The sequence below is a fragment of the Clostridioides sp. ES-W-0016-02 genome (assembly GCF_020641035.1).
GTDB lineage: Bacteria > Bacillota > Clostridia > Peptostreptococcales > Peptostreptococcaceae > Clostridioides.
The window spans coordinates 1,766,219-1,792,118 of record NZ_CP061361.1; the positions used below are offsets into that span (position 1 = coordinate 1,766,219).

The 25,900-nt window shown below is 29.1% G+C and carries 30 protein-coding genes and 1 CRISPR repeat array; all 30 genes read left to right on the forward strand.

The window, feature by feature from the left end:
* Positions 1 to 2 precede the first annotated feature (2 nt).
* The 30 genes from IC758_RS08515 to IC758_RS08660 all read left to right on the forward strand — a co-directional run bounded on the left by IC758_RS08515 (position 3) and on the right by IC758_RS08660 (position 25,871).
* Positions 3 to 320 (forward strand): hypothetical protein, encoded by a 318-nt coding sequence (locus IC758_RS08515; RefSeq protein WP_227860886.1) that lies wholly within the window; start codon positions 3 to 5, stop codon positions 318 to 320.
* Positions 317 to 700, forward strand: coding sequence for a hypothetical protein (locus IC758_RS08520; RefSeq protein WP_227860887.1), 384 nt, complete (start codon positions 317 to 319; stop codon positions 698 to 700). The genes IC758_RS08515 and IC758_RS08520 overlap by 4 nt, the downstream gene beginning before the upstream one ends.
* A gap of 12 nt (positions 701 to 712) precedes the next feature.
* The gene (locus IC758_RS08525) at positions 713 to 1,123 is read left to right on the forward strand and encodes a hypothetical protein (RefSeq protein ID WP_227860888.1); all 411 of its coding nucleotides are present in this window, start codon (positions 713 to 715) and stop codon (positions 1,121 to 1,123) included.
* A 1-nt stretch (position 1,124) separates the two neighbouring features.
* Positions 1,125 to 1,949, forward strand: coding sequence for a hypothetical protein (locus IC758_RS08530; RefSeq protein WP_227860889.1), 825 nt, complete (start codon positions 1,125 to 1,127; stop codon positions 1,947 to 1,949).
* A gap of 3 nt (positions 1,950 to 1,952) precedes the next feature.
* A complete protein-coding gene (locus IC758_RS08535) occupies positions 1,953 to 2,165 on the forward strand; it encodes a hypothetical protein (protein ID WP_227860890.1) in 213 nt (70 codons plus the stop codon).
* Position 2,166: 1 nt separating this feature from the next.
* A complete protein-coding gene (locus IC758_RS08540; protein ID WP_227860891.1) occupies positions 2,167 to 3,588 on the forward strand; it encodes a phage tail sheath subtilisin-like domain-containing protein in 1,422 nt (473 codons plus the stop codon).
* A gap of 14 nt (positions 3,589 to 3,602) precedes the next feature.
* Positions 3,603 to 4,025: a phage tail tube protein gene (locus IC758_RS08545; RefSeq protein ID WP_095905078.1), complete on the forward strand. Its 423-nt coding sequence runs from the start codon at positions 3,603 to 3,605 to the stop codon at positions 4,023 to 4,025.
* Between the two features lie 76 nt (positions 4,026 to 4,101).
* Positions 4,102 to 4,575: a phage tail assembly chaperone gene (locus tag IC758_RS08550; RefSeq protein WP_015994353.1), complete on the forward strand. Its 474-nt coding sequence runs from the start codon at positions 4,102 to 4,104 to the stop codon at positions 4,573 to 4,575.
* A 180-nt stretch (positions 4,576 to 4,755) separates the two neighbouring features.
* Entirely contained in the window at positions 4,756 to 5,895 is a 1,140-nt protein-coding gene (locus tag IC758_RS08555) for a phage tail tape measure protein (RefSeq protein WP_227860892.1), read from the forward strand.
* A gap of 572 nt (positions 5,896 to 6,467) precedes the next feature.
* Complete coding sequence (locus IC758_RS08560; RefSeq protein WP_227860990.1) at positions 6,468 to 9,560, forward strand: phage tail tape measure protein; 3,093 nt, start codon at positions 6,468 to 6,470, stop codon at positions 9,558 to 9,560.
* A 79-nt stretch (positions 9,561 to 9,639) separates the two neighbouring features.
* Positions 9,640 to 10,434: a hypothetical protein gene (locus tag IC758_RS08565; protein WP_227860893.1), complete on the forward strand. Its 795-nt coding sequence runs from the start codon at positions 9,640 to 9,642 to the stop codon at positions 10,432 to 10,434.
* Positions 10,435 to 10,914: 480 nt separating this feature from the next.
* Positions 10,915 to 11,085, forward strand: coding sequence for a ribbon-helix-helix domain-containing protein (locus tag IC758_RS08570; RefSeq protein ID WP_021361718.1), 171 nt, complete (start codon positions 10,915 to 10,917; stop codon positions 11,083 to 11,085).
* A gap of 126 nt (positions 11,086 to 11,211) precedes the next feature.
* On the forward strand, positions 11,212 to 12,018 hold the full coding sequence (locus IC758_RS08575) for a Bro-N domain-containing protein (protein WP_227860894.1): 807 nt from the start codon (positions 11,212 to 11,214) through the stop codon (positions 12,016 to 12,018).
* A 58-nt stretch (positions 12,019 to 12,076) separates the two neighbouring features.
* Positions 12,077 to 12,235 (forward strand): hypothetical protein, encoded by a 159-nt coding sequence (locus IC758_RS08580; protein WP_227860895.1) that lies wholly within the window; start codon positions 12,077 to 12,079, stop codon positions 12,233 to 12,235.
* A gap of 293 nt (positions 12,236 to 12,528) precedes the next feature.
* Positions 12,529 to 13,823: direct repeats of the CRISPR family, unit length 30 nt; unit sequence GTTAAACAATAACATGAGATGTATTTAAAT.
* 274 nt (positions 13,824 to 14,097) lie between these two features.
* Complete coding sequence (locus IC758_RS08585; protein WP_004454589.1) at positions 14,098 to 14,250, forward strand: type I toxin-antitoxin system toxin; 153 nt, start codon at positions 14,098 to 14,100, stop codon at positions 14,248 to 14,250.
* Positions 14,251 to 14,526: 276 nt separating this feature from the next.
* On the forward strand, positions 14,527 to 15,198 hold the full coding sequence (locus tag IC758_RS08590; RefSeq protein ID WP_227860896.1) for a LysM peptidoglycan-binding domain-containing protein: 672 nt from the start codon (positions 14,527 to 14,529) through the stop codon (positions 15,196 to 15,198).
* Positions 15,195 to 16,157, forward strand: a complete 963-nt coding sequence (locus IC758_RS08595; RefSeq protein ID WP_227860897.1) for an XkdQ — start codon at positions 15,195 to 15,197, stop codon at positions 16,155 to 16,157. Before IC758_RS08590 ends, IC758_RS08595 begins: the two co-directional genes overlap by 4 nt.
* Complete coding sequence (locus IC758_RS08600) at positions 16,150 to 16,515, forward strand: hypothetical protein (RefSeq protein WP_227860898.1); 366 nt, start codon at positions 16,150 to 16,152, stop codon at positions 16,513 to 16,515. The genes IC758_RS08595 and IC758_RS08600 overlap by 8 nt, the downstream gene beginning before the upstream one ends.
* A complete protein-coding gene (locus IC758_RS08605; protein WP_227860899.1) occupies positions 16,490 to 16,948 on the forward strand; it encodes a DUF2634 domain-containing protein in 459 nt (152 codons plus the stop codon). The genes IC758_RS08600 and IC758_RS08605 overlap by 26 nt, the downstream gene beginning before the upstream one ends.
* Positions 16,949 to 16,956: 8 nt before the next feature.
* Positions 16,957 to 18,093, forward strand: coding sequence for a baseplate J/gp47 family protein (locus IC758_RS08610; protein ID WP_227860900.1), 1,137 nt, complete (start codon positions 16,957 to 16,959; stop codon positions 18,091 to 18,093).
* Positions 18,090 to 18,737, forward strand: a complete 648-nt coding sequence (locus IC758_RS08615) for a YmfQ family protein (protein WP_227860901.1) — start codon at positions 18,090 to 18,092, stop codon at positions 18,735 to 18,737. The genes IC758_RS08610 and IC758_RS08615 overlap by 4 nt, the downstream gene beginning before the upstream one ends.
* Positions 18,730 to 19,533: a phage tail protein gene (locus tag IC758_RS08620; RefSeq protein WP_227860902.1), complete on the forward strand. Its 804-nt coding sequence runs from the start codon at positions 18,730 to 18,732 to the stop codon at positions 19,531 to 19,533. Before IC758_RS08615 ends, IC758_RS08620 begins: the two co-directional genes overlap by 8 nt.
* 16 nt (positions 19,534 to 19,549) lie before the next feature.
* Positions 19,550 to 20,956, forward strand: coding sequence for a hypothetical protein (locus IC758_RS08625; RefSeq protein WP_227860903.1), 1,407 nt, complete (start codon positions 19,550 to 19,552; stop codon positions 20,954 to 20,956).
* A gap of 11 nt (positions 20,957 to 20,967) precedes the next feature.
* Positions 20,968 to 21,267: a hypothetical protein gene (locus IC758_RS08630; protein WP_227860904.1), complete on the forward strand. Its 300-nt coding sequence runs from the start codon at positions 20,968 to 20,970 to the stop codon at positions 21,265 to 21,267.
* Positions 21,267 to 21,449 carry a hypothetical protein gene (locus tag IC758_RS08635; RefSeq protein ID WP_227834504.1) on the forward strand — a complete coding sequence of 61 codons (183 nt, stop codon included), beginning with the start codon at positions 21,267 to 21,269 and terminating at the stop codon, positions 21,447 to 21,449. Before IC758_RS08630 ends, IC758_RS08635 begins: the two co-directional genes overlap by 1 nt.
* A gap of 35 nt (positions 21,450 to 21,484) precedes the next feature.
* Entirely contained in the window at positions 21,485 to 21,715 is a 231-nt protein-coding gene (locus tag IC758_RS08640; RefSeq protein WP_021425760.1) for a hemolysin XhlA family protein, read from the forward strand.
* A 15-nt stretch (positions 21,716 to 21,730) separates the two neighbouring features.
* Entirely contained in the window at positions 21,731 to 21,991 is a 261-nt protein-coding gene (locus tag IC758_RS08645) for a phage holin family protein (RefSeq protein ID WP_227834503.1), read from the forward strand.
* A complete protein-coding gene (locus tag IC758_RS08650; RefSeq protein WP_227834502.1) occupies positions 21,988 to 22,785 on the forward strand; it encodes an N-acetylmuramoyl-L-alanine amidase in 798 nt (265 codons plus the stop codon). The genes IC758_RS08645 and IC758_RS08650 overlap by 4 nt, the downstream gene beginning before the upstream one ends.
* 106 nt (positions 22,786 to 22,891) lie before the next feature.
* Positions 22,892 to 23,179, forward strand: coding sequence for a hypothetical protein (locus tag IC758_RS08655; RefSeq protein WP_227834501.1), 288 nt, complete (start codon positions 22,892 to 22,894; stop codon positions 23,177 to 23,179).
* Positions 23,180 to 23,339: 160 nt separating this feature from the next.
* The gene (locus tag IC758_RS08660) at positions 23,340 to 25,871 is read left to right on the forward strand and encodes a cell wall-binding repeat-containing protein (RefSeq protein ID WP_227860905.1); all 2,532 of its coding nucleotides are present in this window, start codon (positions 23,340 to 23,342) and stop codon (positions 25,869 to 25,871) included.
* The last annotated feature ends 29 nt before the right edge of the window (positions 25,872 to 25,900 follow it).

Consider the following 25,900-nt stretch of genomic DNA (forward strand, 5'->3'; position numbering starts at 1 on the left):
ACATGGCTATTAACAATTTAGATAAATTAAAACTCAATCTACAAGAAGAAGAGTATCCTTATTTTACAGATGAACAACTTGTGATGTTATTAGAATCTAATGAGAATAATGTTTTAAAAGCTTCATGGAGAGGTTGTTTATTAAAAGGTGCTACAGATGATTGTATTAAAATAGGTCCTATAGAAACTAAGAGTAGTAATAGTTCATATTGGTTGTCATTAGCAGGTATATATAAAGCTGACTATTTAGAAGAAAAATCAAAGAATGAAACCACTATTACAGGATATAAAACTTCTATGACAAGAGTTGATGGGCAATGAGGAAATTAAGAGCTGATAAGATAATAAAGACTATCAATCGAGGGATAGCTTTAAATCCTCAAACAATAACTATAGAGCAAGAAGTAAAAAATATAGTGGATGGAGCTATTGATATTACCAATGAGATAAAAGAATTAACCGTAGTTATATATCCCGAAAAAACTAATGATACAGTAATAAATAGTGAAACTATTGGTACAGTTTATAAAAATAAAAATTTTGGTATGGTTGCAGATAAAGAAGCTGATTTAAGATTGAATACAGAAAATGAGATAACTTTTAAATGTATTGAAGGTACTATGAAATTAAACTATGTAAATCCTATTGTAGTTGAGGAACAGGTTTGTGGTTATATATGTGGTCTTGAAAAGCTAGATTAGAGGTGATTTATTATGAGTGTGTTTACTAAGGCTATAAATGAAATTGATAGGAAAAAGGCTACAATGCCACTTTTGTGTATGAATATAGCTTTTATGTTAGAAGGAGAAGCTAAGAATAGTGCAAAATGGACTGATAGGACAGGAAATGCAAGACAAGGCATAACAGGAACTAGTCTAGGTGGAGGAAATAAATACATTGTCCGTCTAGGTCATGGGGTTGACTATGGAACTGTTTTAGAAGAAGGTTCAGCACCTCATATTATAAAACCAAAAAGTGCAAAAGCTTTATTTTGGAATGGAGCTTCACATCCTGTAAAACAAGTACAACATCCTGGTACTAAAGGTACACATTCTTTAGAGTCTACAGTCAGTAGGAATATGCCTAAGATAGGTAAATTAATAGAAGGGCATTGGAGTAAATAATATGAGAGCAGGAATAAGAAAAACCTTAATTGATAATATACCAAGGCTTAAAGATTGTTATGAACCAACTGTACCTAATAAAAAGACTATAAAACCATATGCTGTAATTGTTCAAGGCGAAGATTCTGACAGCGAGGGCGAGGTTATAGGTTTTAGAAGAACCATAAATATTTGGATATATGAAAAAAGAACCACATTTAATAAATTAGATGAACTTACAAAAGAAGTTATAGAAATATTAGATTTTAAAACTATAACAGATGATACTACTAACGAGGTATTTACATGTATTTATGAAGGTGCAGTTGGTCAAGATGTCATAGATGAAGAATGGGAAGCCATAATAAGGTGTCTGAGGTTTAGCATAATAGCTTTAGATGATAAAGAGGATATAACTAGTGATAGGTGGGTTGAAGCTCTATCAAGACATACAAGAGATTTATTAGAAATTGAAAGCTACAAGGATAATTGGAAGAAAAACTTTATAGCTCCATGTGCATTATGGCGAACTACAAATGTTGAAAACAAAAGGATTAACTATCATCTGATTGAGATTACCAAAACTATGAAATGTCATGTTGTTAGCAAAAATAAGGATGAAATAGTTAAGCTTCTTGAAGAATTAGAGACTAAGTTAATAATAGATAAGAGAGTAAGACTTAGAGAAGATAAAAACATGTATTTAACTCTTGTAAGCGTAGTTGAAGATAGAGAATCAGACATGTTTACAACAGGACAATTAACAGTTGTGTTCAAAATGATAGGTAAGATAAAAAGAGAAGGACCTATTATGAATGAGATTTATAATAGCGGAAACTTAAGATAGGAGGTGCGAGAATTGGCTGAAACAAATAATAAAAAGACTAATATAAGTAAGCAAGAAGAAAAATATTCGAAAAATGATTTCTTAAAAAATAGTGAAGCACTTGGCTACAAGAAGGAAGTAGTTGCAGGTGCTTTATTTAATTGCAAGAAAGAAGAACTTACAAAGGCAGAGTTTGAAAAATTAATAAAAGATTTCTTAGAAAGAGAGGTGAAGTAAATTGGCAACTGGAACATGGAATGAAAAAGAAAAAAAAGAAATACCTGGTTTTTATAATCGCTTTAAAACACAAGCAGAAAAGTCTACAAACACAGGTTTAAAGGGTAGATTAGCAATGCCAGTTAAAGCTAATTGGGGAGATGTAGGTAAGGTAATAACAATAAAAAATGATTTGAGACAACTTAAAACTTTACTTGGTGATGATATTAACTATTCAGCTTACAAGTTAGGAAAACTAGCTTTACTAGGGAATGTAAAGGAACTATTGTTGTATAGACTTGTAGATGGAAATCAAAAAAATGGTACATTAATACTTAAAGATACTACAGAAAATACTGCAAAAGATGTAATTAAGCTAGAAACTAAGTATCCAACAACTAGAAACTTTAATGTAACAATAAAATCAAATTTAGTGGATTCAGATAAAAAGGATTTTATTTTCTTTGAAGGAACTAAGCAATTATTTAGTTCAAGTGTCAAAGGTACTATAGATGAAATAGTGCTAGAAATAAACTCAAATTTAGATAATGAATATATAGTTGCAACTAAAGTATCTGATAGTGATACAACATTAGCAAATTTAGTAAATGTAGCACTTGAGGGTGGTAATGATGGTTGTACTTCTATCACTAATGAATCTTATCTAAAAGCATTAGAAGAATTTGAGAGATATAGTTTTGATTCTTTTGCACTTGATGGTGTGGCTGACGAAGCTTTGCAGGAAACTACAAAGGCTTGGGTGGCTAAGAATAAAGAATTAGGAAAAGATATATTATTATTTTTAGGTGGGAAAAAAGAGGATAATATAAAACAGATTAATGATAAATCAAAAGGTTTTAATGATGAAAATATAGTTAATGTTGGAAGCTCAGCCTATTATGAGGGAATAAAATATACACCTAGTGAAGTAGCTGTTTATATAGGAGCATTAGCAGTAAGCAAAGGCATAACAGGTAGTATATGTAATGCTAAGACTATATTTGAAGAAGTGGAACCAAGACTAAGTCAATCAGAAGTTAAAGAGTGTTTGAAAAGTGGGACACTGGTCTTAGATTTTGATGATGGAGACGTGATTATAGTTGATGATGTAAACACATTTAAGAAGTATACAGATGATAAGAATGAAGCTATGGGATATATCTCTAATATTATGTTTATTAACACTATAAATAAAGATACTTCATTGAAGCGAAAGGAATTTGTAGGTAAGATATTCAACGATTCGACAGGGCAGACAACTGTTATATGTGCATTAAAGAAATATTTTGAAGAATTAATGAGTCAAGGTATTATATCAGAATTTAATGTTGATATAGATACAGAACTTCAAGCAACCGCCAAAGCAGATGAATTTTACTGGAAATGGGATGCTATTAAGGTTGATGTGATGAAAAAAATATATGGTACTGGTTATTTAGGATAAGGGAGGTGTAAAAGATGAGCAAATATGATGAAAATATTATAGATGCTGCAAATGTTGTTGATGGTTCAAATGCTAGAATAATAATCGATGGAGAAGAAGAAGGATATGGAACAGAATTTACAGCTGAGGTAGAAAATGATAAAAAGACTTTTAGAGTAATTGGTTGCAAATGGGAACTTAATAAAGCGTCTACTCAAAAAGGTACTTTCTCTTTTACTGTACTTAAAACTACGTCTAAATGGATTAAAAAAGGATTTAATAAATTTGAAATAATTACAGAAATAGAAAATCCTGGGCTAGTTGGATATGAAAGAATTAGATATAAAAATTGTATGGTAGATAAAATACAACTAGCAAGCATAAAATCTGATGAAAATATAGAAATACAAATAGATGGAACTTTTGAAGGATATGAGTTGTTAGATGAAATAGCATAATAAATAAATTTAAGCTACATGTAATTAATTTTATGTGTAGCTTTTTATAAAACTATAAAATTGGAGGAAGTTAAAAATGGAAAACTTAGATAAAGAATTTTTAAATGAAGGAATAGAAGAAGAAAGAGAGCTTACTAAAGATGAAATAGCAAAGCAACAAGAAGATAATATAATTATGAAATTGACAGAGGATGCTATATTACCTGAAAAAACTATTTTTGTAAAAAGGTTAGATATACCACTCACACTTAGAGCTTTAACAGAAAAAGAGATAAGTGCATTGCAGAAAAAATATACAAAAGTTACGAAAGTAAGGGGTAGAAGGGAAAGTAAACTAATGGAAGATGAATTTAATATAGCTCTAATAGAAAAAGCTACTATAGTTCCTAATTTTAGTGATGCAAGGCTTCTTAATTCTATGAATGTTTCTAGTGGAGTGGAATTTATAAGAAGAAAGTTTTTAGCAGGTGAAATCGCATTAATTAGCGATGAAGTACTAGAGTTATCTGGATTTTATGAAGAATTAAGTGATGATGATATAAAAAACTAATAAAAAGAGGTGGGGAGATTACTATTTTATATAACGCATATGTTAAACATAGTGTTCTTCCTGAAGATTTTCTAAAAAGAGAGAAAACACCTCAACAGCTTCTTAGAGTTTTTACTCAACATGAAATAGAGCAAGAAAACAAAGCTATGAAAAAGAAATAAAATTTAAACCGAAAGTGAGGTGAGAGAAATAGCTAAAAAAGAGATGTATCACATTGATGTTGTTATTGATATTACAGGAGATGAACAAACTAAAAATAAATTAAGTGCTATGGAAAGATACACTAAACAGACAGAAAAGAGAATGAAAGCACTTAATAGGATAAAAGCTAATCCAGTTATCCAAGCTCAAGATAAAACATCTAGTGTTGTAAATAGAATTAGTAACAACTTAAAAAGAGTGGGTAGAACTATATCTACAACTATAAACGCAAAAGATAGAGCATCTAGCGTTGTAAATAGAGTTAAAAATAAAGTAAATAGTTTACTTACAAGTAGACAAAGAGAAGTTTTATTAAAGGCTAGAGACAAAGCTAGTCAAATTGTAGATAAAGTAAAAGCAAAGGTACAAAATTTGACTGCAGCTACAATAATTAGTTTAAATATGAAAGCTGACCCAGCTTTAAGAGTTATTTCTCAAACTAGAAGTAAATTAGGAGAACTCAAAAACAATACAATAATAAATATTAAAGCAAAAGGGGAAGAAGCATTAAATGCTATTTCTCGTACTAAGAGTAAATTACAAGAGTTTTCTAATAAGACTTATCAAGCAATTGTAAAATTAAAAGATGAAGCTAGTCCGACATTGAGTGGTTTAGATGGTAAGATAAGTTCTTTTATAAGTAGTACTATTAGTAAGTTTGCACAATTAGCAGTAACAGCAACAGCCTTAATTGGTGGTGTTGGAGTAGGAAGTGCTATAAAAGGATTTGCAGATTTTGAGCAGGCAATGAAAAATGCACAAGCTGTATCAAGTGCAAATTCAAAAGAAATGGCAGAAATGACTGCAATGGCAAGAGAAATGGGTCGTACAACTAGCTTTACTGCTAAAGATGCAGGGAATGCTATGTATTTTATGGGGATGGCTGGATGGAAAAGTAAAGAAATGATTGCTGGTTTACCAGGTATCTTGAATTTGGCAGCAACAGGTCAGACAGATTTAGCACTAACAGCAGATATTGTGACTGATGGTTTAACTGCTTTAGGGCTAACTGCAAAAGATACAGGAATGTTTGTTGATGTCATGGCGGCAACAGTTACGAACTCTAACACAGACATAGAAAAAATGGGTGGATTTCGCCCCTTCGAGCAAAATCGGTGAAGGCTAAGTCATAAGATATGCTAATACCGAGGTAACTATAAATTTAAAAAGTTCATAGTACTGTAGAGCGTAGGACTTGAAACTGTATTATTATAGAATATAAAAGTCCCAAGAGTGTTCGACACCTTTTGGGGTGAAAATGTACGCCGAACTTATAGGAAACTATAAGAACTAGAGGATAAAAAGCTTCTAGGATAACAAATTGGAAACTTTTAAGTATATGGGAAGTGTTGGAGGAGCATTAGGTGTTTCTATGAAAGATTTATCACTTGCGACTGGGTTGATGGCGAGTGCATCTGTCAAAGGTAGATAAGACTGCCGTTCTAAATAGTGATGTTTAGAATTATTATCGAGCAAAATCGGTGAAGGCTAAGTTGAAAAATATGTTAATACCGAGGTAACTAATTAGATTACAAATAGGCTAATTAGAACCGTAGAGCGTAGGAAGTGAATAAATATAATCTTCCCAAGAGTGTTCGACACCTTTCAAGTTAAGGTGAAAATGTACGCCGAACTATATGGAAACATATAGAACTAGAGGATAAAAAGTTTCTAGGATAACAGATTTGAGTATGGCAGGTACAGCACTTAGAGGTGGTTTAGTTAGATTAATAAAACCACCAGCCGAAGCCAAAAAGGCAATGAATAAATACGGAATAGAAATAAAGGAAACAAAGGATGGAAATTTAGATTTAGCTAGCACTATAGTTGGACTTAGAGAAAAATTACGAGGACTTGAAGGAGTACAAAAGAGTGCTGCAATAAGTAGTATATTCGGTCGTACTGCAATGGCAGGTTGGGCGGCTGTAGTAAATGCAAGTGAAAAAGATTTTAATAAATTAACAACAGCTATAAATGAAAGTGAAGGAGAAGCTAAAAGGATAGCAGACATGAAACTTGATACGTTGTCAGGTCAATTTACTATTCTAAAAAGTGCTATAGATGATGTAAGAATAAGCATAGGTCAAAGGCTTGGACCTATGACACGAAGTTTTGTTGAACAGTTAACAAAAGATATGCCTAAAGTTGGTGATTCAATTGTAAACTTTGTGAGTAATTTTATAAATAACTTTGAAAAAATAAAAACTGTTTTACAAAGTGTAATTTCTATTATTGGTGGTGTTATTGCTGGATTTATGGCCTTTAAGGCTTTAAAGTTTATCTCTTTTCTAATTCCTATATTAAGTGATATAGTATTTGCAATAGCTGCTTTTGCAGGTGGTGCAGCAACACTAGGAGAAGCTTTATTGTTTGCACTAGGTGGACCTATTGGCACTGTTATAGCAGGAGTAGCATTACTAGCAACAGCATTTACATTAGCGTATCAAAAATCGGATGCTTTTAGAAAAATTGTCAAAAATATAGGAAAATCAATTAAAAATTTTTTACAAGAAGCAGTAATAGCGATTTCACCTTTCATAAGTGTACTTGGTAACAAATTAAAAGCATTAGGGAGAGCTATAATTCCACTATTAAAAGTGTTTGGGGATTTTGCATCAACACTAATGAGTAAAATTGGACCTGTATTTTTGTTTTTATCAAGTAATGTTTTAGCTGGTTTTATATTAACTTTTACAGCTATTGTAGAAGCTGTTAAATCTGCTGTAGTTGCAGCAACAGGCGTATTGCAAGGTTTAACATCGGTTATAAAAGGAGTTTTTGATATTGTTGGAGGAATAATAAGTGGTGATGGGAAACAAATAATAAATGGTTTAAAGTCAGTATTCAAAGGTGGTATAAAAATTGTTTCTTCTATTTGGAGAGGATTAGTAGATATTGTAACTTCTCCTATTCAAGCTGTTGTAGATATTCTGGACGAAAAATTCGGAAAAAAAGTAGAAGGAATAAAGAAAAAATGGAATGAATTAAAAGATTTCTTAAAAAATCCTACTAAAGCAGCTCCAAAAGTTCAACCTGTCAATTTATCTGGAGAGAAAGCATCAAACGAGTTACAAGCTTCATCAAACGGAGCAAAAGCATATATAAGCTCATTAGGTCAAAAAATAGGAGAAGGTATTGGTAAAATTAAAGAGAAATTTGGAGAACTCAAAATATCTGCGACAGAAGTATTTAATAATATAATTTCTTTTGTAAGTGGCAAAGCAACCGAATTAAAAAATAAACTTTTGGAAGGCATAAAACCTGCTATAGACACCTTTAAAGAATCGTTAAGTAATTTAAAAGAAGTTTTTGGAGGTTCCTTAGATAGTATAAAAGAAGCTTTCAGAGGTTTAAAAACTGTATTTGATGAAAATATTAAAACACCTTTTGAAAATCTAAAGCAAAAAGTTTTAGAAACAAAAGAAAGTTTAAAAGAAGTTTTTGATAACTTAAAATCTAGCTTTGCAGATATAGCAAAGGCTCTTGAACCAATAAAAGATTTCTTTTCAAATTTGTTTAAGCCAATCAAAGATGATGGAGCAACTAAGACAACTAAAACCAATATGGATGAGTTAAAACAATCAACACAACGTGTTGGAACATCTTTCAAAGAGCTAGGAAATGCTTTCAATCAATTAAAAGAAGCAGCAAAACCTTTTATAGACTATTTAAAGCAGATAAAAGATTCTTTAACATCTACTCTGGGAGATATAGGGGGAGGGTTACTTAAAGGTGTAGCGACCTCTATAGTTTTAGTTATAACTTCTGTTATTAATGCAATTGCATCCATTATAAACGCTGTGGCAGGTGCTATAAAAGGTGTAATTGATATAGTAAAAGGAATATTCGAAATCATAGGTGGGATAATTAGTGGTGATGGCGAAAAAATAAAACAAGGATTTTCTGATGTTCTCGGAGGAATTGGGGAAGTGGTTAAGTCTTTATGGGAAGGTATAAAAGGAGTTTTAGGAGCACCACTTAAAGCAGTTGTAAATTTTATTGATAATGGATTTTCAGAAAAAGTAGGGCAAGTAAAACAATGGTGGTCTGATTTAAAAACTAATGTAGGCCAAAAAATAAGTGGCTTTGTTAGTTTTATAAGTAATGGTTTTCAACAAAAAGTTCAACAAGTTGGAATGTGGTGGCAAGGGCTTAAAGTAAAATTATCTGGTAAAATAAGTGGATTTGTAAGTCTTGTAGAAAATGGATTTAAAAGTAAAGTGGATTCAATTAAATCAGCGTGGGATTCTCTTAAAAAGAAACTTTCTACCAAAATAACCGGTTTTGTAAGTATAGTAAAGAGTGGAGTAAGCAATATACTAGACCATTTTGCAGATGGTGGTGTTGCAAGTAAACCATCCATATGCGGAGAAGCAGGTCCTGAAATGGTTATTCCTCTTTCTAATAGTAAGAGAAGTAGAGCATTAAGTTTGTATAAACAAGCAGGACAGATGCTTAGAACTAAAGCAAGTAATAATGTAATTCCAATTTCTCAGAAATTAGGAACTAGTTTTAATTCTACAAGTAGTGTTCAAAATAGTACTTCTAATATTATTAATAATATTAGGAATTTTCCTACTAGACAAGAAGAATTTAATAATACAGAAAATAGAATTTATCAAGAAGCTCAGCCACAAAACATAGTTTCTAATGGAAGTAATGCGATTAATGTTGGAGGTATATCTATAAGTATTCAAAATGCTGATAATAAGGAAGAAATGATACAAGAACTATTATCTCAAGTAGAAAGTGAAATAAGAGAAGCATTACAAGACATTGGATAATGTCGAATTGTTGTTAAAAAAATCCTCCTTATAGATGTTATAATTTAATTATAAATTACATGAGGGGGATTTGCATATTATGTGGGGAAGATTTAAAAATATGAGTATAATCTTAAAGGTTGTAGTTTTAGTTTGTGCTATAGCAATTTTTCCAATAACTTTATTAGCATTTTCTATAGAATTTGTAGTTAAATCTTTTAAAAGAAACGAAAGGTTTAAAGTTGTTTTTGGCGTATTTTTAGTTTTTATTACATTTTCATTTGTATGTATTTGGTATTTGTTAGAAGATAATATAACAACTAGCAATAGTAGTAATAAAAAACAAGAAGAACATCTAAAAGGAGAACCAGATAAAAATCTAGCAACAAGAGAAGCAGAAGAAGAAACAAATAAGAAGAAAGAACAAGAGAAACAGAAAAATGAAGGTACAGAAGCTGAAAAAAAAGAGCGAGATAAAACTGAGAAAAAAGAAAAAGTAGATAAAAAATATCAAGAGAAGAATAAAGAGAAAACAGAAACGAAAAAGCAAACATTAACTAGTGAAGAATTAAAGAAAAAAGTTGAGTCAATAATTTCATCACAGTATAAAGGAAACTATTATACAAATGATATACTGGATGCAGATGGTAGCTATGTACTTAGTTTACAAGTTCAAAATGCAAGTTTTGACAACGAAAGTAGTTGTAAGGCATTTACTAAAGACTTGATTGACAAGTTAAAAGAATTCAGAATAGATTCAGCAGAAATTTATTTCGTGGGTTCAAGCGGTCAAACAACATATCAAATTAACATAGATGACTTTTTGAAAGTTCAAGATAATATTGATAGCATAGACAATATGGAGTTTTTCTCTTTTAAAGATTTTAAAAATTAGAAACAAAATAGAGACATTTGCTTAAATAGCATGTGTCTCTATTTTGTCAAATTATGTTATAATAGTACTTAAGAAATATAATTTGGTAGCGTGTCTTTATATTAACTAAGTGGTATGTAAAGATGAAAGATGTAGCTCTGGCAACGGGACTAATGGTAAATTTTATATTAACTATGTGGTATGTAAAGTTACTTCTATATATTTCTATATAGTTCAGACTATATCATTTTATATTAACTAAGTGGTATGTAAAGCCCATAGAACCAACATATTTAAATGTTTCACCTATTAGATTTTATATTAACTATGTGGATTCAAAATTAAATAGAAAAAAGAAAGCACTTACAAATATGTAGGTGCTTTTGTTTTGCTCAAATTGGTCGGTTGAGTAAAATAATTAGAAAAAATTGGATAAGTAATTGACTTTTGAGTTCCAAAACTATATAATTTAATTATGGAACTCAAAAGTGAGGTGATAACATGAGTCCTAAAAAAATAGGAAGACCTGTTGTGGGAAGCCCTAAAACTAATGATATTAAGGTTAGAGTAGATGATGAAACTAATGAAAAATTAGATGAATACTGTAAAAAAAATAACCTTACAAAAGCAGAGGCTATAAGACAGGGAATCCATTTACTTTTAGAGAAATAACAAAAATAGAGCATTCTCCCCGACCAAAGATTGAATGCTCTATTTCCAACAAAGAAGTAATCTTCTATATGAAATATTCTATCATATGGAAAGACTTCTTTCAAATTAAATTTAGGAGGAGTATGTATGATGAATGACTTACAAATATTTAAAAGTGAAGATTTTGGAGAGATAAGAACAGTTGATATTGATAATGAAATTTGGTTTGTTGGTAAAGATATAGCAGAAGCTTTGGGATATTCTAATACAAGAGAAGCTTTAAAAACTCACATTGATAATGATGATATAGCTGAGGTCGTGATTCACGACGGCAGCCAAAATAGAAATATGAAAATAACCAATGAAAGTGGACTTTATTCTCTTATATTTGGGAGCAAATTAGAGACAGCTAAAAACTTTAAAAATTGGGTTACAAAAGAAGTTTTACCAGCTATTCGACAACATGGTGCATACATAACTAACAATGCTAACCCCGAAAAACTAAGAGAAAAAGCAAGCGAAATTGAAAAATTACAACTAGCTTATAACAGTACATCTATGTTAAAAGAATTACTAGATGGAGCAGGTTTTGACAATAAATCTAAGTTACTAACAGCAAAGACATTGTACAAAAAAGCAGGAATTGATTTACCTATAGAAATTGAAGAAGATGAGTCTTTCTTTGATACAAAACAGATTGCATCTAAACTGAAAATATATTCTAAGAGTAATAAACCAGCTCAAATGGCTGTTTGTGAAATTATTAAAAAGATAAAATTAGAAGAAAATGAAGCAAAAGGAGTTTGGGAGACTAATGGAAGTTGGACTGGTACTGTAAATAAGTATTCAGAAAGTGTAATAGATAAGGTTAGTAAATGGATAGAAGAAAACAACAAGCCTGTTAAAATACAAGGTGAGAAGAAGAATTATCATGTAGTATACAAGATTGAGTAAATTTATAAGATTGTATTAAATAATATATTTTAGTTTAGTTTTGAGGGGGATTAATACAATGTGTGAGAATTTACTTGATAATATGTATATTGAAAAGAGAAAAGAAGAATATAGAATTAAACTTTTGAAAATAAGAGAAACAGATATAGATATATATAATAAGATAGAAAGTATAGTATATAAACTTTCTGAGAAAAAATTAGAGAAAAATAAGTAAATAATATGGATAAAGCACTTAGTAAGTACATAAAAGTGCTTTATCTTCCAAAATATGCTATAATTGTAGTGTTAAATATAGGGTGATTACGCATCCTAAATGTGAGCTTATCCCAAGTAATTGGGATAGGCACTCGCAAAGATAGTTGTAAAATGTAGCAATTATCACCGTCCTAGCGAATCGCTAGGTAAAAACATCCGAAATTTAAAGACACTTGGGATAAATTTGATTAGTGCTAGTATTTGCAATGGTTTTAGGAAATTATGCTGTATAAGAATGTGTATTTTACAGTGGTTAAACAATAACATGAGATGTATTTAAATAGAACACAAGCATAATATAAAAAACCCTTTTATTAGTTAAACAATAACATGAGATGTATTTAAATTTTAGAAAAAGAACCTAACAGATTTCAAATGTTAAAGTTAAACAATAACATGAGATGTATTTAAATTCTAAATCATTTAAATTGTATTTTAAATCTTGATTAGGTTAAACAATAACATGAGATGTATTTAAATGCTGATGAACTAGGGAAAAGTGTTGGAGATAATTTAGTTAAACAATAACATGAGATGTATTTAAATTTCAATGAAAATATTTCGTTTTCTTCCTCTGCTGTAGGTTAAACAATAACATGAGATGTATTTAAATTCAAGTCCCCAAGTTGCTGTATCTATAAAAAACTGATGTTAAACAATAACATGAGATGTATTTAAATCTAAATATTTTTTCTTACAATAATTAGTTTTACCCTGTTAAACAATAACATGAGATGTATTTAAATTTAAAACTAGCTTTACACTCTGTAAATATGTAACCTGTTAAACAATAACATGAGATGTATTTAAATTTTCAAAATCATCATGTTTAAAATGTTCTTCAATTATGTTAAACAATAACATGAGATGTATTTAAATGCAACAATAAAGCAGTATGTTGCTAGATTTAGAGACGTTAAACAATAACATGAGATGTATTTAAATGAGCAAACAGGTGCGGTTTATGGTACTATACCTATGTGTTAAACAATAACATGAGATGTATTTAAATCTAACTCACTATCTTCATCTTCCCATAAATGTAACCAGGTTAAACAATAACATGAGATGTATTTAAATTAATATCTGCTTTAGTATGTTATTTTGTAACAATGGGTTAAACAATAACATGAGATGTATTTAAATTAGCCTAAGAAAGAGAGTTCTTCTATTATAATATCGTTAAACAATAACATGAGATGTATTTAAATAGATGTAAAGTATGGAGAAAAAGAAGATATTTTAGAGTTAAACAATAACATGAGATGTATTTAAATTAATTCAAGTGACAAACTAAAGGTCCATTATATCCGTTAAACAATAACATGAGATGTATTTAAATATTGAAAGAGAATACTCAAATTCTTAAAGCACTAGAAGTTAAACAATAACATGAGATGTATTTAAATTTTAACAAGAATTACTTGCTTATTTAGTAGATAGGAAAGGAGCGTTAAACAATAACATGAGGTGTATTTAAATTCAGTATACCAAGTTTTCTTAACTCCTTCTCGGTTGCTAAACAATAACATGAGATGTATTTAAATCTTGAGGAATATAACATAGTAGAAGATGCAGATAATGGGTTAAACAAATAACATGAGATGTAAACTATGAATATTTATACAAAAACACTTGCTTATGGTAGGTGTTTTTTATTGAAAGGATGTAATTATAATGTAAAAAGTAATATATAGGTAAAATATGTAAAAATTATATGATATAATAATTGTAGCAAGAAGATGTAATCTACAATTTATAGAGTGGAGTTCATGTATTAAAAAATTATCCTCCCAACGATAAGAAGGGAGGTGAATATACATGGATAATTTTTTATTTAATGTGTTAGCTAGTGTAACAGCTAGTTACATAGTTTATTTGATTAGCAAGTTAATCAAAAAAGTAAAAAGCCACTCTACCGCAAAGAGTGACTTAAAGATTGATATAAATTTTAAATATCATCGTAAAAAATAACTTTCAGTTATAGAACTTCACTCTACCGCAAAATAGATTGTAGTTCTTCTTGCTTTTATTATACCACAAATTAGCAAAAATATTGCCTATAATATTTTTTATACACAATGATGATAAATCTAACTGGATGAATAAATTTAATTATAAAAAGGTGAATATAGTAAGCACTTACTCAAAAGGTAGGTGTTTTTTTATATAAAAAATCAAAGAAAGTGAGTTTATGGTAAGAAAACTGCGGTGTAGTATTTAAAAACATTTTAGAAAGGAAGTGATAACTTGGTAATAGACATATACCTAAAAAATGAAAAAGAAAAAATAGATTTCCATTTTCCAGTTAATCCACAAGATTCTTTATCTATAAAAAAAGAAAAAAGATTTGAAACTGTAGATATAGTGAATTTAGGTGAATTTGACATTAAAAAAGAAGGGGAGAAGATAAGAGAAATATCATTCAAGACATTCTTACCTAACTTATATGATGCTTCTTATTGCAGATATAGCGAGTTAAAAAATCCAATTGAAATAGTTGCAATGCTTGAAAAATGGGTAGACCAAGCCGAACCTCTAAGACTTATTATAACTGGTTTTGGTTACAATGGATTAGTTACAATATCTAGTTTTAGTAATACTCAAACAGCAGGAAGAGAAGAAGATAGAGACATTGAGATAACATTTAGAACTTACAGAGAACTGAAGATAGAGACATTAAAAAAAGAGACTAAAAGTAATACTAAAACAGATTTAAAGGACAATAGACCTAACAATAAAACCACTACCAAAATATATACTGTTAAATCAAGTGATACATTATATAAGATAGCTAAAAATCTTTTAGGTAAGGGTTCAAGATGGCCAGAGATTTATAATATCCCCGAAAATAAAAAAGTTATTGGTAAAAATCCAAATGTAATAAAAAAAGGACAAAAGTTGGTGATACCTAGCAAATGAAAATAATACTAAATAATAAATATGACATTGCAAATTTTAATGAAGGAATAACTCTTTCAGAAGCTATAGATGGAGTTGCATATAAAATGGATGTATCCTTAATAGAAACTAAAGCTTTGCAAGATATAAATATTAAAAAAGGTGATAAAATAGTTCTAATTGATATTGCATATGAGAGTAAAAAAGAAGAAACAATCTTTGATGGAGTCATATGGGAAACTAGAAGAAGTGAAAAAAGCAAGAAACTGACATTGTCTTGTAGAGAAAGAACAGTGTATATGGAAGAATCAGAAGAACAATATAGTTTTAAAGAAAATATAGCAACACAGAGGATTGAATACTACTGCAAACAATGGAATATACCTTACTACAATCTAGCTAATACAGGGAAGAAACTTGCTAAAGTAATACATAAGACTAATATACTAGATATGATTAAAAAGGATTTAAAAGAAACAGCTAGTAAGGGTGGAGATTTATTTAGGGTAAGGATGGATAATAAGCTGAAATTATTTAAGCTTGGTACCAACGTAAATGTATATAAATTAGATAGTATATTAGAAGATGCAAACTTTACAAGCAGTTTTAATGATGCAGTAACAAGTGTAAAAGTGCTAGGTAAGAGTAAAGATGAAAATACAAAAGCACCTATCATTGGCACATATAAAAAGGACTCAGACAAATATGGAACACTACAAAAGATTAAACAAGATGAAAAGATAACTAATGCAAAAGAAGCTAAGAAAGCAGCAGAAGCAATGTTTAATAGTGGAGAAGAAACAATAAGTGTTGATTGTGTAGTAGATATAAATAGAATAAGAGCAGGTGACAAGGTATCTCTAAAAGGAAGAGAATACTATGTTATAGATGTCACTCATACATTAGACTCTACACCAAAAATGAAGCTCAATATAGGAACTTTAGATTATATAAGGAGGAAATTTTATAACAATGACTGATGCTAGATTCAATGGAGTTGCTAGAATATTAAAAGAAAAAATGAATAAAAGTGTTAATGATGGAGTCTTTGGAATGGGTTGTTCACTTGCAGAAATAACAATAAATGGTCTTAAAGTAAGTGGCTATAAAGATGAAATACAAGATTATTTAATATTAGAGAATTTAACATTAAAAGAAGATTATTTTACTTTTTCAGATGAGGCTTTAAGTGGAGAATATAGACATAAACATAAAATAGAAACTCCACAAGAATTAAAGCCACTAGATATAGGTGATAATGTATTAGTAGCTATTATGGGGGCTGAATTTGTAGTAATTGGGAGGGTTGTAAATGCCAAACCTATTTCCGCAGAATGAAACTTTTGAAACTGTAGAATTAAAAAATAATAATGAAAATGAACTGGACCTAAAGGGGTCTTTTTTATTTGACTTTATAAAAGGTGAATTTGTCAAAAATGCAGATGGAACATTAAAAAAATGTGATAAAGTTCAAGCATATAAACAATGGTGTCAAAAAGCTATATTAACACCTAGATACAAACGGTCAGCTTATTCTAGTGTATATGGAAGTGAAATAAAAGACTTAATTGCTAGTAATCTATCCCAAAGTGCTAAAGAGCTTGAAATATCTAGGTTAATAAAAGAAACTATTTTAGTTCATCCTTACACAAAAGAAGTAGGAGAATTTAGTTTTAATTGGTTGGAGAATAGCAGGTTAGTAGAGTATGAATTTAATGTATTGACAATAGATGATGAAAATATAACTATAGATGGCAATATAAAAAGGTAGGTGATTATATGGAAAGAGAACTACCTATACCAGTATTTTTGACAGAAGATGAAGAAGTAATACACGAAAGGATGTTAAGTAACTTTCAAGATGTGAGCACACTAGAAGGGGACTTTATTTATGATGCAACAAGACCTACAGCAGAAGAAATCACACAGTTAAAACAATTAGGATTACAAAATAATTTAAAGATTGCATTTCCTCAGACATCTTATGGAACTTATTTAGAGTGGCTTGGTGAATGTAAAGGAGTATTTAAAAATCAACCAACTAAATCGGTTGGCATGGTTACATTTACAGGCGTACAAGGAACTATCATTGCAAAAGGGACTGTAGTAACTACTGTTGCAACTGATGAAAAGCAGAGTATAGAGTTTGAGCTTCTTGAAACTAAAATTATAGAAGAAAATGAAATAGTAGATATTAAAGCAGAATGTAGGATTACAGGAACTATAGGAAATGTATCTAAAGGTAGTATATCTGTTTTATTAGGTTCTATTAGTGGTGTTAAATCAGTTACTAATAAAGAAGATTTCAAAGGCGGAACAGATATTGAAGATGAAGAACATTTTAGAGAAAGAGTTCTTGTAGCAGAACAAGAAGACAAACTTAGTGGAGCTAATTCAGATTATATAAGATGGGCTAAAGAAGTAGATGGAGTTGGATATGCTTATGTAGTTCCCGAGTGGAATGGAGCGGGGACAGTAAAAGTATTAATACTAGACAAAAATAGAAAAGCAGCAACACAAGAGTTGATAAATAAAGTTCAAGATTATATATATCCATTAAATATATCAGAAGGAGAAAATAGGGATGGGAAAGCTCCTATCGGGGCTTTAGTAACAGTTGTAACACCCGAAACATTACTTATTAATGTAAAAGCTAGTTTTATATTTAGTAACAGTTTTAGTGGAGAAACAGTATTAAACAATCTAAAAGCTAAGATAGACAAATATTTAGATAAGATTGATTTAGGTGGAACAGTCTCATACAATGCGATACAAGCAATAGTAGGTTCTATGATGTTGACAGACGAAGGTATACAGGACTTTTCTAATCTTACTATAAATGATGTAAAAGAAAATATAAAATTGCAGGACCAAGTTGTCGGAGTAGGGGAAATAGTTAACGAGGTGGTTGGATGATAGCTTCTAAAAAAGGTAGAGAAATGCTTCTTACATTGTCACCAATATATGAACAATCTATCATAATGCAAAGCTTATATGAAGCTATAGGAAGCGAATTTGATAATTTAGAGTTATTAAATAAAGAAATAGAATTACAATTATTTCCTCAAAGTGCAACATGGGGTTTAAGTTTTTGGGAAAATAGAGTAGGTTTAGCTACTAATCTAGATGAAGCTATAGAAACTAGAAGAAGAAAAGTCATTGCTAAGCTCCAAAGCAAATATATTATGACACCTAAAAGAATGTCTATGATACTTCAATCTTATACAGGTGCAAATATAAAAATAAATGAAAATATATCTCCATATACTTTTGGTGTTGAATTAACTAGTACTCAAGGTTTTCCTAGAGATTTAGAAGATTTATGTAAGAGAGTAAATGTTATAAAACCTTCTCATTTATCTGTAAGTTATAAGTTAGTATCTTTATTAAAAAGTAAAACTTATTTTGCACAAACAACAATTATGAGTGAAGAAATAACAGTATATCCTTATTCAAGTAAAGAAGTAAAAGCTAATGTTAAAGCTAAGTTTGCATTAGCCCATAACATGAGTTCAGAAATATTAACAGTATATCCAAAAGGAGGTGGTATAAATGGCTGATGAACAATTTTACACTATACTTACAAATATAGGTAAGGCTAAGATTGCTAACGCAGGAATGCTAGGTAAATCAGTAGTACTAGAGAAGATTCAAGCAGGTGATGGAGGAGGAAGCTATTACAATCCAACAGAAGACCAAACAGCATTAAAAAATAAAGTTTGGGAAGGTAATATAAATGCTTTTGACAAGGATGAAAATAATCCTAATTGGATTATTGCAACAGCATGTGTACCTGGTTCAATAGGTGGATTTACAGTTAGAGAAATGGCTCTCATAGATAATGAAGGAGATATGATTGCAGTTTGTAAAAGCCCCGAAACGTATAAACCAAAGGTTGGTAATGGAGCTATGAAAGATTTGTATTTAAAATTTATCATAGAGGTATCTAATGTAGAGAAAGTGACCTTAATTGTTGACCCAACTGCAATATTTTTAACTAAAAAAGATGAAGAAAAAATATTAACAAATATCAATACGTTAGACACTAAAATTGATACAACTAAAACAGAGTTAACAAGCAATATAGAAACTACTAAGACAGAGACTAACAATAAAATAGGAGATACAACACTCCTTGAAACAACAGATAAAACAAATATAGTCAGTGCAATAAATGAGGTAAAAACTAGTGTAGATAGTATAGAAACAACAGCAGAAAAAACAAGTATAAAAGATACAGATAATTTATTTGAAAGCGATAATGTAGAGGGAGCATTAAAAGAAGTAATGCAAGAAGTAAAAAATAATAGAACTAGTATTATATCAACTGTAAATAGTAATCTAATACCAATGTAGAAAAGGGGATGATTAAGTGGCATTTTATGTTAATGAAAGAACCATTAAAAAAAGAAGGGGCTGTTACTCTGAATCTGATATACACATTACCCCTTTATATTATGAAGACAGAAATTGTTATGCTGGCTATAATTTAAGCGATATTAAAAATATAAATATTCCCGAAAGAAACAAAGTTGTTATTAATTCATTTGAAGCATATTATTTAATAAATAACGAAAAGGTTATTATAAATGATACAATTCGGCAAGATACAACTATTGAGTTTATAACAGACCCTATAATTTCTATAAGTGACGATTTGGGATATATTAGTTATGCTTGTAGTATAAATTATGAAATAATAGATATTGACCCTACTACGAGATTCAAAATAGTTTATAAATTAAATGATGCTGTTATAGGTGAAAAGTATAATACAACTGATTCAAACTATACTATAGATTTAATAGAAGAACATTTATCAAAATTAAGTTTTAAATCTAGAAACAATATAGCTATAGAACTTAGCACTAGTGATGGAGGAGTATTTTTAACTAAAGTAGTTTCATTTATAAAAGGAAATACTAAACCAAAGTTAAGTGTATCCTCTTACAATTCAACTTCTACGAAATTTACAGTAATAGACACAGATAATAATTTAAGTAAAATAGAGTGGTATCTTGATGATGTATTAAAAGAAACAATAACAACAGATTTATATCTAGAAAAAACAATTAACTATGAACTTACAGACAATGCAATACACACATTAAAAATAGTAGCTACAGATGCAGAGAATGCAACTGCTGAGAAGGTTTTGAGTATAAGTAAAGAAATAATGCCACTACAAACAGATGCAACCCTGCAAGATATATCTTCTAAATTAGTAGAAATTGGAGAAGGATTTAAGAATGGAAAAACAAGCATTATAAATACTTTAGCATTAAAGAATATAGAAGCAAGTTTAAATAATACACTCGTTGAGTTGTCAGAGAAAATTAAGGGAGGTTTTGATAGTGGAGACGCTAGTTTACAAGATTTGATGAATCAATTAACACAAGCTAATAATACTATAACTCAGTTAAATACTCAAATAAGTGCATTAAATTCTAAATATAAATATGCTTATAGCACTGATGTTACATTGCATTGGTTTGTTGATTGTGGCTTTAGACCTGATTTTGTTATTTACCACTGCTGGACTAAATCAACACAGCTTCTAACTATTGCTACACCAGACAAATATTTTTCTTTTAGGAATAGTTCTCGTGGTTGGGCTATTATTCAAAGTGACCCTAATGATGAATATTCTTTTTCTAAAAATGATACTACTAGATTTTTTGGTACAGTATTTAGAGAGAATGGTTTTTATTGCTCCGACATGCCAAACGATTCACTTAATGATAAGTATTATTTTTATTATGCTATTAAATGTTTATAGGAGGTCTAGATATGAAAAATATAGGAAGAATAGTTTTTTATGATAATAAAACAGGAGATGTATTAATGTTTTATGGAGAAAAAACAGTAAGTGATAGTATAGATATTAATATCCCTAAAATAGATTCTATTGAGTTGCCATATGGAAGTATAGATTATACTAGAAATAGGATAATAGGTATGAATGTAGAAACAAAAGAACCAATTTTGGAAGAAATAAAAGTAGAGTTAACAGAAGAAGAAAAGAGAATACAAGAGTTAGAAAATCAATTACTAATTGCAGAAAATGAAAAAGTAGGAGGAATTTTATAATGAATATAAATAATGTTGTAGTAAGAATATTAGCAGAGAGGATTTTAAATAAGGGATTGAACCCCTTGAAAAATCGAGTTTTTGAACTGGATGATGTAACTAATACAGAGTATAGAAAAGCAGTAGAAGATTATATTATAGAGCATAGTGGGGTAGTAGAAGGAACAGAACCAACAAAGTAGGTTCTTTTTTTATTTCAATTAATTAGGAGGTTTTCATGAATGAAGAACTTTTCAAAGACAATTTGAAACGACATGAGGTAACAATAAATAAACATAATGATGAAATAGATGAGTTAAAAGTAGCAAATATAGAGTCTAAAGCAGAGTTAAAAGCATTGTGTGAGAACTTGAACTCACTTACTAGTATGCTAAAGTGGTTGATTGGGACAATGATTACAACACTTATAGGATTCTTTATATTTGCAATTCAGAGAGGAATATTTTAATTAGGAGGAAAATAAATGGATAATTTAATAAGTTTCATACCTGAGCAGTTGCTAATTTTAGTTGCTGCTCTTTATGTTGTAGGAGCAGGTTGTAAGAAGTATAAACAGTTAGATAACAAGTATATTCCAGTAGTGTTATTAGCACTTGGGATAGGTTTCTCAGTATGGATGTTAGGATTAAATCCAACCTCAGTATTACAAGGAGTGATTTGTTGGGGTATATCAATAGGTATAAATCAAACTTACAAACAGTTAAAGGAGGAAAATAAACAATGAAAATAGCAATAATACCAGGGCATACGCTAACAGGTAAAGGAACAGGAGCAGTTGGATATATAGATGAAGGAAAAGAAAACAGAATACTAACTGATTTAATTGCTAAATGGTTAAAACAAGGTGGAGCAACTGTATATACTGGCAAGATAGATAAATCGAATAATTATCTATCTGAACAATGTCAAATAGCCAACAGACAAGATGTAGATTTGGCAGTACAAATTCATTTTAATGCAAATAATACAACCCTAAATCCTATGGGTACAGAAACTATATATAAAACTAATAATGGCAAAATGTATGCAAATAGAGTCAATGATAAACTATCAATGGTATTTAAAAATAGAGGTGCTAAATCGGATGTAAGGGGTCTTTACTGGCTTGGTCATACAAAAGCACCAGCAATTCTAATCGAAGTATGTTTTGTAGACAGTAAAGCAGATACAGATTACTATATTAAAAATAAAAATACAGTTGCAAAGCTAATAGCTGAGGGTATATTAAATAAGAAAATAGATAATATTGAGGTGAAACAAATGTATAAACATACAGTGGTTTACGAGGGAGAAGTTGACAAGGTATTAGCACAAATAGTCAGTTGGAGTTATAAAGAAAATGAATGTAGAGTATGTGATATAAAAGATTATGTACCAGGTCAAACGGAGAATTTATATGTTGTAGGTGGAGGAGCATGTAATAAAATAGTTTCTATAACTAAAGAGAGATACACTATGATAAAAGGTAATGATAGATTTGATACACTTTATAAAGCATTGGATTTTATTAATAGATAGAGTAAATGTTTTATATGAAATAATTATGAATATATGGAAAAATATGTTTAATATAATTTTAATAAGGTATAAAGTTTTATAAATAAAACGATAAGGGGTGGATAAGATGTTAATAAATGATAAAAGTTTTTATCCAAATAATATTTATCCAGCAATAGACTTTCTTAAGATAAAAAGACAATTAAAATCAATATACAAGAATGATTTATCAGATTGTGGAAGCATATGTATAATAGAAAGAAAAGATTATTCTATAAGCATAAATAGCATAGGTGAGATAAATATATATTATGATTCAAGATATGAAAGTAAGATACAGAGTATAGTCGGTGAGATTGAGCAGTTATTCAAGTCTCAAATTAAAAATTTTAGAGTATCAAAATTTAAGCATTGATGATTAGAAGGTAGCAGCTAAAATTAGTTGTTACCTTATTTTTTTATAAAAAATAAAAATTATTTGAAGATTAGAATATTAATTTCAAAGTTTATTTCGAAATTGTATAATATGTGCTACAATTCAATTAAATAAATATTACTTTAATTGAGGTGTGGGGATGAAAACTTTAAGTAAAAAAGCAGTTATTTTATCACTTTCATTGGTAGTTGTATCACCTTTAGTACATAAGATAAGTGCACAAGATATTGAGAAGAATACGGAAGTTAGATATGAAGCAAGGAAAATTAATAACTTAGAAAATATGACAATGAAAGAAGCTTTTCCAGATGAGAATTTTAGAAAAGTAATTTGTGATGAACTAGGCATTTTAGATGATGGGAATCCAATTGGAACTTCACAAAAAACGATTATAGAATCTACAAAAGATTTAATATTAGGAAGTAAAGCAATAGAAAATTTATCTGGAATTAATTATTTTATTGGGCTAGAAAATTTCAGTTGTAGAGGAAATCAGTTAACAAGTCTAGATTTAAGTAACAACATAAATTTAAAAGAATTATATTGTAATGAAAATCAATTAACAAGTCTAGATTTAAGTAATAATAAAGAGTTGATAACAGTACATTGTGGGGAAAATAATCTAATAAACTTAGTTGTAGAAAATTCTAAATTAGAAGAATTGAACTGTAGAAAAAATAATTTGAAAAACTTAGATATAACTAAAGCAACTAATTTGACAACTCTTTTATGCTTTGAAAATGAATTAAGTAGTTTGAATTTATCTAAGAATCAGAAATTAAAAATTTTAAAGTGTGAGTATAATAATTTAAATACTTTAGATGTATCTACAAATTTAGAATTACAAGATTTAAACTTTTCCTTTAATCAATTAACAAATATAAATTTAGATAATAATAAAGAACTTATTAAATTAAGTTGTCAAAATAATAAATTGCAGAGTTTAAATTTGAAAAACCATGAAAAACTTGTAAAGCTATATTGTAATCAAGAGCAATTAAGTAATCTAAATATCGAAAATTGTATTAATTTAGAAGATTTAACTTGTGGTGAAAGTAATCTACAGGATTTGGATATAATCAGCAATAAGAATTTAAAATATCTAGATTGTGCAGTAAACAAATTAACAAATTTGAATACAGAGAATAATATAGAACTTGTAGAATTATATTGTTATGGCAATGAGATAAATGATTTGGATATAAGTAAAAATATTGACTTGGAGAATTTAACTTGTTATAAAAATAAATTAGATAGTTTAAATACAAGTAAAAATAACAATCTTAAATACTTAGATTGTTCACAAAATGAATTAATGAATTTGAATTTTTCTGATAACATAGAGCTTCTAAACCTATATTGTCAAAAAAATAAATTAACAAATTTAGATATAAATAAAAGTAGTAAGATAAGAAATTTAGCTTGTTCAGAAAATAAATTAACAAGTTTGGATGTAAGTAATAATGTTCTTATGAGGAGTTTAAATTGTTCAGAGAATAAATTAACAAGTTTGGATGTAAGTAATAATGTTCTTATGAGGAGTTTAAATTGTTCACAAAATGAATTAACTAGCTTGGATGTAACAAAAAACACAGAACTTGAGATGCTATATTGTAGGGAAAATAGGTTAGCTAGTTTAGATGTAAGCAAAAATACAAAATTAGAAGAGTTAGATTGGTCAAATCAAAAAAAATCAGTATTATCAGGAGGTGGAGGAGGTTCATCATCCACAAATGAAGAGTCTTCTAAACCTAAAATAACAACCTCAAATAAAAAAATAGTTGGTTCAGATAGAAATGAAACATCAGTAAAAATAAGTCAAAAAGGATGGAATAAAGCTGATAATATAGTGTTAATAAATGATTCTAGTATATCTGATGCCTTATCAGCAACACCATTTGCTAAGTCTAAAGATGCACCAATATTACTTACTAAAAATAATAACTTAAATAAATTAACAGAAAAAGAAATAAATAGGTTAGAAGCAAAAAATGTGTACATAGTAGGTGGATTAAAGTCTGTTGATGAAAAAGTAGTATCTGATTTAAAGGAAAAGGGATTAAATGTAATTAGAATATCTGGAAATGATAGATATGAAACATCAATAAAACTTGCAAAAGAATTAGATAAAAATTCTAATCTATCAAAAGTAGTAGTAGTAAATGGAGAAAAGGGATTAGCTGATGCAGTAAGTATGGGAGCTATATCAGCAAAAGAGGAAATGCCAATTCTTCTTACTAATCAAAATGATGATATGAAAGATATAAAAGACTTAATAGCTAATAAAAACGTATCAAAATCATATGTAATAGGTGGAGAATCTTTATTTAATAGTAAAGAAGTGAGTAATACATTACCATCTGTAACTAAAATAGCAGGTTCTGATAGAACAGAAACTAACTCAAAAGTAATAAATCATTTCTATAGTAAAGATACACTTAATGACTTATATATAGCTAAGAATGGAATGAATAAACAAGATGATTTAGTAGATGCTTTATCCGTAGGAGTACTCGCAGGTAAAACGGAATCTCCAGTAGTATTAGTTGGAAATGGATTAGATAATAGCCAAAAAGAGTTAATCAAGAATAAAAAGTTTAAAAATATAACTCAAATTGGTGGAAATGGAAATGAGAAAGCATTTAGTGAAGTAGAAAACTTAGTTAAATAGATTGAAAGGTAGCAACTAGAGTTAGTTGT

Coding starts and splice junctions, on each gene's coding strand:
- IC758_RS08630 (WP_227860904.1), top strand. CDS start 20,968: ATGAAAAATATAGGAAGAATAGTTTTTTATGATAATAAAACAGGAGAT.
- IC758_RS08600 (WP_227860898.1), top strand. CDS start 16,150: ATGACTGATGCTAGATTCAATGGAGTTGCTAGAATATTAAAAGAAAAA.
- IC758_RS08525 (WP_227860888.1), top strand. CDS start 713: ATGAGTGTGTTTACTAAGGCTATAAATGAAATTGATAGGAAAAAGGCT.
- IC758_RS08605 (WP_227860899.1), top strand. CDS start 16,490: ATGCCAAACCTATTTCCGCAGAATGAAACTTTTGAAACTGTAGAATTA.
- IC758_RS08570 (WP_021361718.1), top strand. CDS start 10,915: ATGAGTCCTAAAAAAATAGGAAGACCTGTTGTGGGAAGCCCTAAAACT.
- IC758_RS08560 (WP_227860990.1), top strand. CDS start 6,468: ATGGCAGGTACAGCACTTAGAGGTGGTTTAGTTAGATTAATAAAACCA.
- IC758_RS08515 (WP_227860886.1), top strand. CDS start 3: ATGGCTATTAACAATTTAGATAAATTAAAACTCAATCTACAAGAAGAA.
- IC758_RS08565 (WP_227860893.1), top strand. CDS start 9,640: ATGTGGGGAAGATTTAAAAATATGAGTATAATCTTAAAGGTTGTAGTT.
- IC758_RS08645 (WP_227834503.1), top strand. CDS start 21,731: ATGGATAATTTAATAAGTTTCATACCTGAGCAGTTGCTAATTTTAGTT.
- IC758_RS08640 (WP_021425760.1), top strand. CDS start 21,485: ATGAATGAAGAACTTTTCAAAGACAATTTGAAACGACATGAGGTAACA.
- IC758_RS08655 (WP_227834501.1), top strand. CDS start 22,892: ATGTTAATAAATGATAAAAGTTTTTATCCAAATAATATTTATCCAGCA.
- IC758_RS08595 (WP_227860897.1), top strand. CDS start 15,195: ATGAAAATAATACTAAATAATAAATATGACATTGCAAATTTTAATGAA.
- IC758_RS08545 (WP_095905078.1), top strand. CDS start 3,603: ATGAGCAAATATGATGAAAATATTATAGATGCTGCAAATGTTGTTGAT.
- IC758_RS08530 (WP_227860889.1), top strand. CDS start 1,125: ATGAGAGCAGGAATAAGAAAAACCTTAATTGATAATATACCAAGGCTT.
- IC758_RS08650 (WP_227834502.1), top strand. CDS start 21,988: ATGAAAATAGCAATAATACCAGGGCATACGCTAACAGGTAAAGGAACA.
- IC758_RS08575 (WP_227860894.1), top strand. CDS start 11,212: ATGATGAATGACTTACAAATATTTAAAAGTGAAGATTTTGGAGAGATA.
- IC758_RS08520 (WP_227860887.1), top strand. CDS start 317: ATGAGGAAATTAAGAGCTGATAAGATAATAAAGACTATCAATCGAGGG.
- IC758_RS08615 (WP_227860901.1), top strand. CDS start 18,090: ATGATAGCTTCTAAAAAAGGTAGAGAAATGCTTCTTACATTGTCACCA.
- IC758_RS08610 (WP_227860900.1), top strand. CDS start 16,957: ATGGAAAGAGAACTACCTATACCAGTATTTTTGACAGAAGATGAAGAA.
- IC758_RS08660 (WP_227860905.1), top strand. CDS start 23,340: ATGAAAACTTTAAGTAAAAAAGCAGTTATTTTATCACTTTCATTGGTA.
- IC758_RS08620 (WP_227860902.1), top strand. CDS start 18,730: ATGGCTGATGAACAATTTTACACTATACTTACAAATATAGGTAAGGCT.
- IC758_RS08550 (WP_015994353.1), top strand. CDS start 4,102: ATGGAAAACTTAGATAAAGAATTTTTAAATGAAGGAATAGAAGAAGAA.
- IC758_RS08635 (WP_227834504.1), top strand. CDS start 21,267: ATGAATATAAATAATGTTGTAGTAAGAATATTAGCAGAGAGGATTTTA.
- IC758_RS08580 (WP_227860895.1), top strand. CDS start 12,077: ATGTGTGAGAATTTACTTGATAATATGTATATTGAAAAGAGAAAAGAA.
- IC758_RS08585 (WP_004454589.1), top strand. CDS start 14,098: ATGGATAATTTTTTATTTAATGTGTTAGCTAGTGTAACAGCTAGTTAC.